The sequence below is a fragment of the Nocardioides sp. CPCC 206348 genome (assembly GCF_048654705.1).
Taxonomy (GTDB): domain Bacteria; phylum Actinomycetota; class Actinomycetes; order Propionibacteriales; family Nocardioidaceae; genus Nocardioides.
In genome coordinates this window covers 1-6,091 of sequence record NZ_JBMCZA010000020.1, presented here as the reverse complement: position 1 = coordinate 6,091, position 6,091 = coordinate 1, and the positions used below count along the sequence as shown (strand labels likewise).

Below are 6,091 nucleotides of genomic sequence, written 5' to 3'. Positions count from 1 at the left end.
CGAAGGTGAACCGTCAACCCTCAACCGAGACAACACAGAGCTTCGGTGGGGCGGGTGGGGCTCGAACCCACGACCCAAGGATTATGAGTCCTCTGCTCTGACCGACTGAGCTACCGCCCCGAGGTGCGGCATCACCCTAGAGGACGGACAGTGCGGGCGAACCGGTCACTCGCCCCAGCCCAGCGGGAAGACTTCGAACGGTGCCGCGAAGGGCACGCCGAGTCGCGAGCCGGTGGCCCGCGCCATGCCCTCGAGGAACTCGCGCGGGTCCCAGTTCTCCCAACCGAGTCCGTCGATGTAGGCCGCGTGGGCCTTGAGGGACTCGACGCCGACGTCGAAGGTCGCGGTCGTGTCGACGGCGTGGGTCGATTCAGGTGAGCCGAAGGCCCACACCTCACGCACCCCGCCCCACGGCTCGAGGCCCTGGGCCACCTGCTCGGCGAAGATCCACCGGTTGCCGGCATCCCGCGCCGCGTCCAGGACCGCTCGCCCGACGGCGATGTGGTCGGCCTGGTTCAGGTTCCGCCCGCCCCAGGTGGGGTGGAAGTTGCCGGTGATCACGATCTCCGGCCGGTGCCGTCGTACGACGGCCGCGAGATCACGACGCAAGGCGGTTCCGTACTCGAGGATCCCGTCGGGTTGCCGCAGGAAGTCGACGACATCGACGCCCACGATCTCCGCGGAGGTCACCTGCTCGGCCTCGCGCACCGTGCGGCAGGCATCGGGGTCGAGCCCGTCGATGCCGGCCTCGCCGCTGGTGACCATGCAGTAGACGACGTTCTTGCCCTGTCCGGTCCAGCGAGCAACGGCGGCTGCGGCGCCGAACTCCATGTCATCGGGGTGGGCGACGATGCACAACGCACGCTGCCAGTCCTCGTCGAGGGGCTGGAGCGGCACAGGAGTCTCGGCCATGGAGCGAGCATGCCACGCCTGACCGCCTACGCTGCGGCTGTGATCAAGTACCTCGGCTCGAAGCGCACGCTGGTGCCGACGCTGGGGGACATGGCGGTCGCGACCGAGGCCGGGACCGCGGTCGATCTCTTCACCGGGACCACCCGGGTGGCCCAGGAGTTCAAGCGGCGGGGGATCGAGGTCACCGCGGCCGACGTCGCGTCGTACTCCGAAGTGCTCAGCGATTGCTACATCGCCGCCGACGCAGCGCAGGTCGATGACGACCTCCTCGACGCCGAACTGGCGCGCCTCGGCAGCCTGCCCGGGACGCACGGCTACTTCACGGAGACCTTCTGCGAGCAGGCCCGCTTCTTCCAGCCCAAGAACGGCCTGCGGATCGACGCGGTGCGCGAGGCGATCGAGCGTGACCACCCGCCCGGCAGCCCGCTGCGCCCGATCCTGCTGACCAGCCTGATGCTGGCTGCCGACCGCGTCGACTCGACCACGGGCGTCCAGATGGCCTACCTCAAGCAATGGGCGCCGCGGTCCCACGCCGAGCTGGACCTCCGCCGCCCGGACCTGCTCCCCGGACTGGGGCACACCGTGACCGGTGACGTCATGGACACCGTCGAGCTCATCGGCCCCGTCGACCTGGCCTACGTCGACCCGCCGTACAACCAGCACCGCTACTTCGCGAACTACCACATCTGGGAGACCCTGGTCCGCTGGGACGAGCCGGAGCACTACGGCATCGCGTGCAAGCGGGTCGACACCCGCGAACGCAGCAGCGTCTTCAACAGCAAGCGCTCGATGCCGGCCGCGCTGGCCGACGTCCTGGGCCGGCTCCGCGCCGAGGTGGTCGTCGTCTCCTACAACGACGAATCGTGGATCACCCCCGAGGAGATGACCTCGTCGCTCCGGGCAGCGGGCCATGCCGAGGTGGCGCTGCTGGCCTTCGATCGCAAGCGGTACGTCGGCGCGCAGATCGGCATCCACAACCGCTCCGGGGAGCGGGTCGGTGCCGTCGGGCGACTGCGCAACGTCGAGTACCTCTTCGTCGCGGGCTCGGCGGACAAGGTCGCGGCAGCCGTCAGCGCAGGCGACCCGACGCGCCGGCGATGAGCAGTCCCTCGTCCTGCTGGACCAACCGCAGCGTGACGTCCTCGGTGCGCCGGGACCCGTGGAGTCGATACGTGTAGGTGTAGCTCACGGACAGTGAGTCGGGGTCGCCCTCCACCTCCACGATCTCGGGGTCCTCGATCGCGTTCCACACCTCCCGGTAGCGCGGGCTGGACTGCTGGTAGGACGGCGTCAGCAGGTCGAACCCGCGGTCGGGGTTGCTGCTCGCGGTGGCGACATAGGACCGCGCGAACGCCTCGAGCTCGGTGGCGGCGACCGGCGCCGCGGAGGCCGTCGCCGTCGGCTCGTCGGCGACCGGCTCGTCGTCGGTGGACGGAGACGTGCTGGTCGCCGGCCGTGGCGATCGCTCGTCGTCCCCGCCGAAGAGGAGTGCGGCGCCAATCGCCGCCAGGCCGAGGATGACCGCTCCACCTGCGACGAGCATCGCGGCACTCGAGATCCGACGCGGTGGCGGTGCCGGAGCCACCCGGGCCCGGAGGTAGTCGGCGACGTCGGCCATCGTCGGACGGTCCCGGGGGTCCGTCTGCAACGCCAGTTCGACGAGGGGAGCCAGCCAGCCGACGCGGCGAGGGTCCGCATCGTCGATCGAGGGCGGACGGCCGGTGGTGACGTGGAGCAGGACGGCCACGAACGACCACACGTCGTCCCCCGCGGGATGTGGCCGCAGGCCCCAGATCGGGTCCGGCGGCTGGAAGGCGGGATCTGCGGCGACCGCGTCCGGATCCAGCAACGTGGCGTGGCCCAGCGCGTCCACCTGGATGGCGGTCGGCGAGATGGCGCCGTGGACGCGCCCGCCCCCATGGAGTACTGCCAGCGCCTCGGCGACGGGCAGCAGGACGAGCGCGGCGTCGTCCGGGGGGAGTGCGCCGCGTGTCCGCACCCGGTCGGCCAACCGGGCGTCGTACTCGCTCACCTGCCGGAGGCTACCCACAATCGGAGCGACATCGGCGGTTCTTGTCGAGGGCTCGCCACAGTCACGCGGCGCCGGCGATCCTGAGCTCGCCGTCCTGCTCCTCGAGTTCGAGGGTCACCTCTTCGGTGCGCTTGCCCTTGCCCGGGAAGACGTAGGAGTAGGTGTAGGTGACCGTCATCGCCGTCGGATCGGCCGCGATGCTGAGGATCTGGGGCGACCGCAGTGGTCCCCAGAACGCTTCGTACCCCGGGCTCTCCGCCTGGTACGCCGGCGTGAGCATCCGGAAGCCGGCCGCCGGATCCTCATCGGCCGTCCGCACGTACGTCTCGGCGAACTCCTCGAGCTCGCCGGCCGTGCGGGTCGGGGCTGCGGTGCCCGTGGGCGACGTGGATCCCGCGCCGTCGGCCGCGTTCCGGCCGGGATCGTCGTCACCTCGGCCGATCAGCGCGACGGCAGCGACGAGCGCCGCGATCACCAGTGCAGCGGCCACCACCAGTGGAGTCGTACGTCGGCGCGATCGCGCCGGCGTCGGCAGGGGTTGGGGCGCCGGCGGACGGGGCAACGGGGGAGCCATGGCCGGAAGGGCGGCCGTCGCCGTCGCCTCCGTGCTCACGGGATCCGCGCGCCTCAGGTAGTCGCGTACCTCGGACATCGACGGCCGCGCCGCCGGATCGGCGGTCATCGTCATCTCGACCAGGGGGCCCAGCCAACCCGCTTCGACCGGTCGGGGCGGGTCGCCGCGGACGATCCGGTAGACCACTGCAAGCGGCCCGTTCTCTCCCTCCTCGACGTGGTACGGCGGCCGGCCGGTCAGGACGTGGACGAGGGTCGCGCCGAACGCCCAGACGTCACTCGCGGGACTCGCGAGGACGCCGGTGGCGACCTCGGGAGCGAGGTACGCCGGCGACCCGGTCACCAGGCCGGTCTGCGTGAGCGTCGCGTCCTGGTCACCGCGGGCGATGCCGAAGTCCGAGAGCTTCGCGCCGCCCGCCTCGCTCACCAGGATGTTGGACGGCTTCACGTCGCGGTGGACCACGCCCTGGGCGTGGGCGGCCACCAGGGCGTCCGCGACGGGTTCGAGCAGCTCCGCGGCGGCGGTGGGGGTCAGCGGGCCGCTCTCCCTGACCACAGATGAGAGAGAGGGACCGTCGACGTACTCCATGATCAGCCAGAGCGCGTCGTCGGTCTGCACCAGGTCGAACACAGAGACCACGTGCGGATGGTTGATGCGGGCCGCGAGCCTGGCCTCCCGCGCTGCGCGGGCCGGGTCGTGGGTCTGGCCGGACAGCATCCCGATCCGCTTCACGGCGACCGGGCGCCCCAGGACCTCGTCGCGACCCAGCCAGACCGCGCCACTCGCGCCCCGCCCGACCTCGCGATCGAGCGTGTAGCGCCCATCCACCGGTGTGCCGCTCATGATGCCCTGAACGTACCCACAGGTCGTGCTTCGAACCCAGTGGGCGTCTTGCCTCCGGATGGGGCAGGCTTGCTTCCACCATCTTGTTGTTCTTGTTCGTTCGTCTGCTGATTGTTCCCACCCGGAAAGGACCGACGTGCCCGTCGACCCCACCCTCCTCGACGATCTCGCGTGGCGCGGCCTGCTGGCCGAGTCCACCGACCGCGACGCGCTCGGCGCTGCGCTTGCGGAGGGCAGCGTCCGGTACTACGTCGGCTTCGACCCCACGGCGCCGAGCCTGCACATGGGCAACCTGGTGCAGATCGTGACCGCCATGCGCCTGCAGCGCGCCGGCCACACGCCGTTCGCACTCGTCGGTGGCGCCACCGGAATGATCGGCGACCCGCGGGACTCGGGGGAGCGGACCCTCAACTCCCTCGACACGGTGCAGGACTGGACCAACCGGGTCCGCCGCCAGATCGAGCCGTTCCTGTCCTTCGAGGGCGACAACGCCGCGACGATGGTGAACAACCACGACTGGACCGCCGGGCTCTCGGTCATCGACTTCCTGCGCGACATCGGCAAGCACTTCCCGGTGAACCGGATGCTGGGGCGCGAGACCGTGAAGCGCCGGCTCGAGTCCGGCATCAGCTACACCGAGTTCTCCTACGTGCTCCTGCAGTCGATGGACTTCCTGACCCTGTTCCGCAACCACGGCGTCACGCTCCAGTTCGGCGGGTCCGACCAGTGGGGCAACCTGACCGGCGGTGTCGAGCTCATCCGGCGAGCCGAGGGCGGCCACGCCCACGCCTTCGCGACGCCCTTGATCACCAAGGCCGACGGGACGAAGTACGGCAAGACCGAGGGCGGCGCCCTCTGGCTGGATCCCGAGCTGATGGCGCCGTACGCCTTCCACCAGTTCTGGCTCAACGTCGAGGACGAGAAGGTCATCGAGCTGATCAAGACCTTCACCTTCGTGTCGCGTGAGGACATCGAGGCCCTCGAGGTACGCCATGCCGAGAAGCCGTTCCTGCGGGAGGCCCAGAAGCTCCTCGCGGACGAGGTCACGACGCTGGTCCATGGCTCGGTCGAGACCGAGCAGGCGAAGACGGCGGCCGCGGCGCTCTTCGGAGGCGGCGACATCACCGCGCTGTCCGCAGTGACCCTGGGAGCGGCACTGGCAGAGGCCGGTGTCGTCGAGGTCGACGGTGGCGCCGGCATCCCCGACGTGGTCGAGCTGTTGACCCTCACCGGGCTGGCCGCATCGAAGGGCGAAGCGCGCCGGACGATCGCCGAGGGCGGGGCGTACCTCAACAACGTGAGGGTCGACGACCCTGCTTTCACCCCGACGGCAAGCGACCTGATCGGGTCGTCCTGGCTGGTTCTCAGGCGTGGAAAGAAGCGTTTCGCAGGCGTCCGCGTGCACTGAGAACGCCCTCCGGAGGCCGTGTGGCCCGCGTCACGCCCCCCGGATTTGTGCTCTCCGGGGGAGTGTCGTAATGTTCTGCATGTCGCCGGGTGCGGCGGGAAGCAAGGAGCCGATCGGCTCCGGGCTACCGGCCCCAGCGAACACCATCTCGATCGCAGTCAGATCGGGTGCCAGTCCGAAAAGCAGGCCTTGTGGGCCTGGTACAGACCGGGATCCGGATTGTGATGGGATAACCATCAGCGCGAAGACAGACCGGCAACGGCGAGCTTCGCAGTGTTTGATGTTTGAGAACTCAACAGTGTGTCATGCATATAGATTGTTG

The 6,091-nt window shown here is 69.9% G+C and carries 5 protein-coding genes and 1 tRNA gene; 2 read left to right on the top strand and 4 right to left on the bottom strand.

The features are described 5' to 3' along the window. Positions 1-46: 46 nt before the first annotated feature. Both ACOADB_RS00785 and ACOADB_RS00780 read right to left on the bottom strand, forming a co-directional pair. Positions 47-120, bottom strand: a tRNA-Ile gene (locus tag ACOADB_RS00785). Between the two features lie 45 nt (positions 121-165). Then, entirely contained in the window at positions 166-912 is a 747-nt protein-coding gene (locus ACOADB_RS00780; RefSeq protein ID WP_378596018.1) for a PIG-L deacetylase family protein, read from the bottom strand. 9 nt (positions 913-921) lie between these two features. Between ACOADB_RS00780 and ACOADB_RS00775 the strand changes: the two genes are divergently transcribed. Next, positions 922-2,013 (top strand): DNA adenine methylase, encoded by a 1,092-nt coding sequence (locus tag ACOADB_RS00775; protein WP_378596017.1) that lies wholly within the window; start codon positions 922-924, stop codon positions 2,011-2,013. Here ACOADB_RS00775 and ACOADB_RS00770 read toward each other — a convergent pair. Together ACOADB_RS00770 and ACOADB_RS00765 are read right to left on the bottom strand one after the other, a co-directional pair. Beyond that, entirely contained in the window at positions 1,982-2,944 is a 963-nt protein-coding gene (locus ACOADB_RS00770) for a hypothetical protein (RefSeq protein WP_378596016.1), read from the bottom strand. The two genes, ACOADB_RS00775 and ACOADB_RS00770, sit on opposite strands and share 32 nt — an antisense overlap. A 61-nt stretch (positions 2,945-3,005) precedes the next feature. After that, entirely contained in the window at positions 3,006-4,361 is a 1,356-nt protein-coding gene (locus ACOADB_RS00765; RefSeq protein ID WP_378596015.1) for a serine/threonine-protein kinase, read from the bottom strand. A 136-nt stretch (positions 4,362-4,497) separates the two neighbouring features. Between ACOADB_RS00765 and tyrS the strand changes: the two genes are divergently transcribed. After that, positions 4,498-5,769 carry a tyrosine--tRNA ligase gene (gene tyrS / locus ACOADB_RS00760; protein ID WP_378596014.1) on the top strand — a complete coding sequence of 424 codons (1,272 nt, stop codon included), beginning with the start codon at positions 4,498-4,500 and terminating at the stop codon, positions 5,767-5,769. Positions 5,770-6,091: the final 322 nt, after the last annotated feature.